This window comes from Rhodococcus sp. NPDC003322 (genome assembly GCF_053589555.1).
Map to the genome: position 1 here is coordinate 1 of NZ_JBSFSC010000016.1, position 3,035 is coordinate 3,035.

Below are 3,035 nucleotides of genomic sequence, written 5' to 3' on the forward strand. Positions count from 1 at the left end.
GCCGGCGGTGCGTACGTGCCGATCGATCCCGATCATCCGGCGGACCGGATCGCGCTGGTGCTCGAGTCGGCGGCCCCGACAGTGGTGTTGACCCGTACCGTTGACGAGGTGTCGTTGCCGGGGCAGGCGCGGGTGTTGCAGGTCGACACGGTGGACCTGTCGGGTGTGGCGTCGGGGCCTGTGTCCGATGCGGAGCGGCTGGTGCCGTTGCGGACCGAGCATCCGGCGTACGTGATCTTCACGTCGGGTTCGACCGGGCGGCCGAAGGGTGTCGCACTCCCGCACGCGGCCGTGGTCAACCAGATGGTGTGGAAGCAGGCCGAGTACGGACTCGGCACGCAGGACGCGGTGTTGCTCAAGACCGCTGCGACCTTCGACCTGTCGGTGTGGGAATTCTGGTGGGCGCTGCAGACCGGTGCCCGCCTGGTGATCGCCCGCCCCGACGGCCACCAGGACCCGGGTTACCTGCTCGACCTGATGACCCGCGAGTCGGTGACCACCCTGCACGTCGTGCCCTCGATGCTGTCGATGCTGCTGTCCGACAGCGAATCCGGGTTCCCCGAGTCGGTGTCCCGTGTGCTGGCGATCGGCGAGGCCCTGCCGGCAGAGACCGCTGCGCGGTTCCGAGCGGCCAGCGGCGCACGGCTCGACAACCTGTACGGCCCGACCGAGGCTGCGGTCTCGGTGACCCGCTACCGCACGCGCGAGACCGACACCGTCACCGTTCCGATCGGCACGCCCGAGTGGAACACTCAGGTGTTCGTGCTCGACTCGCGGTTGCACCCGGTGCCCGTGGGTGTGCCGGGTGAGCTGTACCTCGCCGGCGCGCAGCTGGCCCGAGGCTACTTCGGCCGGCCCGACCTCACTGCGGACCGGTTCGTGGCCAATCCGTACGCCCAGGGCGAGCGCATGTACCGCACCGGTGACATCGTGCGGTGGAACGAGGAAGGAAACCTCGAATACCTCGAGCGCGCCGACTTCCAGGTGAAGGTGCGCGGCTTCCGGATCGAGCTCGGGGAGATCGAGTCGGCGCTGCGGGCCCGGCCCGGGGTCACCGAGGCAGTCGTGGTGGCCCGTGACGACGCGCCCGGAGGCACCCAGCTCGTCGGCTACGTCGTCGGCGAGGGGCTGGACGGATCCGAGATCCGCAGCGCGATCACCGGTGCCGTGCCGTCGTACATGGTGCCGTCGGTGGTGATGGTGCTCGACGCGATGCCGCTCAGCGTGAACGGGAAGGTCGAGCGGAAGGCGCTGCCGGCGCCGGAGTTCGTGGCCAAGGAGTACCGTGCGCCGTCGACGGAGGTGGAGCAGACCGTCGCCACCGTCATCGCGGAGGTGCTCGACCTCGACCGGATCGGAGTGGACGACAACTTCTTCGAACTGGGCGGCAACTCGCTGATCGCGACCCAGGTGGCCGCGCGGCTCGGTGCCGCGCTGGACACCCGAGTGCAGGTGCGGGTTCTCTTCGAGGAGCAGACCGTCGAGGCGCTCGCAGCACGCCTCGAATCCGAGGTCGGTGCCGGCGGACGGGTCGAGCTGTCGGCGCGTCCGCGTCCGGAGCGGATCCCGCTGTCGGTCGCGCAGCAGCGGTTGTGGTTCCTCGGCCAGCTCGATCCGGAGTCGTCGGCCTACAACATTCCGGCGGCGGTCCGGTTGACCGGTGCGCTCGATGTCGAGGCGCTTCGGCGGGCGATCGGGGACGTGCTCGAGCGGCACGAGGCGTTGCGGACGGTGTACCCGGAGTTCGAGGGCAACGGCACCCAGGTGATCCTTCCCGTCGAATCGGTACCGGTTGCGTTGGAGCCCGTCGATGTGGCCGACGGGGACCTGCTCGGCGCCGTCGCCCAGTTGTTCGGGACGGCGTTCGACCTGACTGCGGAGGTGCCGCTGCGGGTGGCGCTGTACCGGCTCGAGGCCGACGAGCACGTGCTGGCGCTGGTGGTGCACCACATCGGCGCGGATGGCTGGTCGACCAGGCTGCTGGTGCGGGACCTGATGGTGGCATACGCCGCCCGGCACACCGGCGGGGCACCGGGCTGGGGTCCGCTGCCGGTGCAGTACGCGGACTACACGCTGTGGCAGCGGGAGATGCTCGGTTCGGAGGACGACGAGACGTCGCCGATCAGCCGTCAGCTCGGATACTGGACTCAGACGCTCGACGGGGTGCCCGAGGTGCTCGAGCTGCCCACCGATCGTCCGCGGCCTGCGGTCGCATCGAACCGGGGTGCGGTGCACGAGTTCGAGATCGAGCGCGACCTGCACGCCGCAGTGGAGGCGCTCGCGCGCGATCACCGGGTCACGACGTTCATGGTCGTGCATGCCGCGACGGCAGTGCTGCTGGCCCGTCTGACCGGCACCGGCGACATCGCCGTCGGTTCGCCGGTGGCGGGTCGTGGCGAGCAGGCGCTCGACGATGTGGTCGGCATGTTCGTCAACACCCTCGTGTTGCGGACCGCAGTGGACGGCGCCCAGTCGTTCACCGACGTTCTCGACTCCGTGCGGGGAGTGGATCTGGCGGCGTTCGCGAATGCGGACGTGCCGTTCGAGCGGTTGGTGGAAGCGCTGAACCCGACTCGGTCGCGGTCGCATTCACCTCTGTTCCAGGTCTCGCTCGCGTTCCAGAACCTCGGGGGCAGCGAACTGGAGTTGGACGGGTTGCGGGTCGCAGCCGTCGAATCGGATGTCGTGCCCGCTCGGTTCGACCTCGAGTTCGCGTTCGCGGATCGGTACGACGAGGGTGGGGCCGCCGGGATCGGTGCGCGCCTGACCTACGCGACGGACCTGTTCGACGCTGCGACGGCGGCGCGGTTCGCCGCGGCACTGCAGCAGATCCTGCAGCAGGTGACCGCCGATCCGGCGCTGCCGGTCGGCGACCTGGCGGTGCTTCCCGAGTCCGATGCCGAGTTGATGCTCGAGGCGTGGAACGCGACCGATGCGCCGGTGCCGGCGGGCACGCTGGTGGATCTGCTCACCGCGACCGCGCAGGGGTGTTCGGATGCGCCCGCGGTGACGTTCGACGGTGTGACGTCGACGTT

At 69.9% G+C, this 3,035-nt stretch carries 1 protein-coding gene; it reads left to right on the forward strand.

The window, feature by feature from the left end; translation table 11 throughout:
* A partial coding sequence (locus ACWDUM_RS28200; RefSeq protein ID WP_450136531.1) for an amino acid adenylation domain-containing protein occupies positions 1-3,035 on the forward strand: 3,035 nt, incomplete at both ends.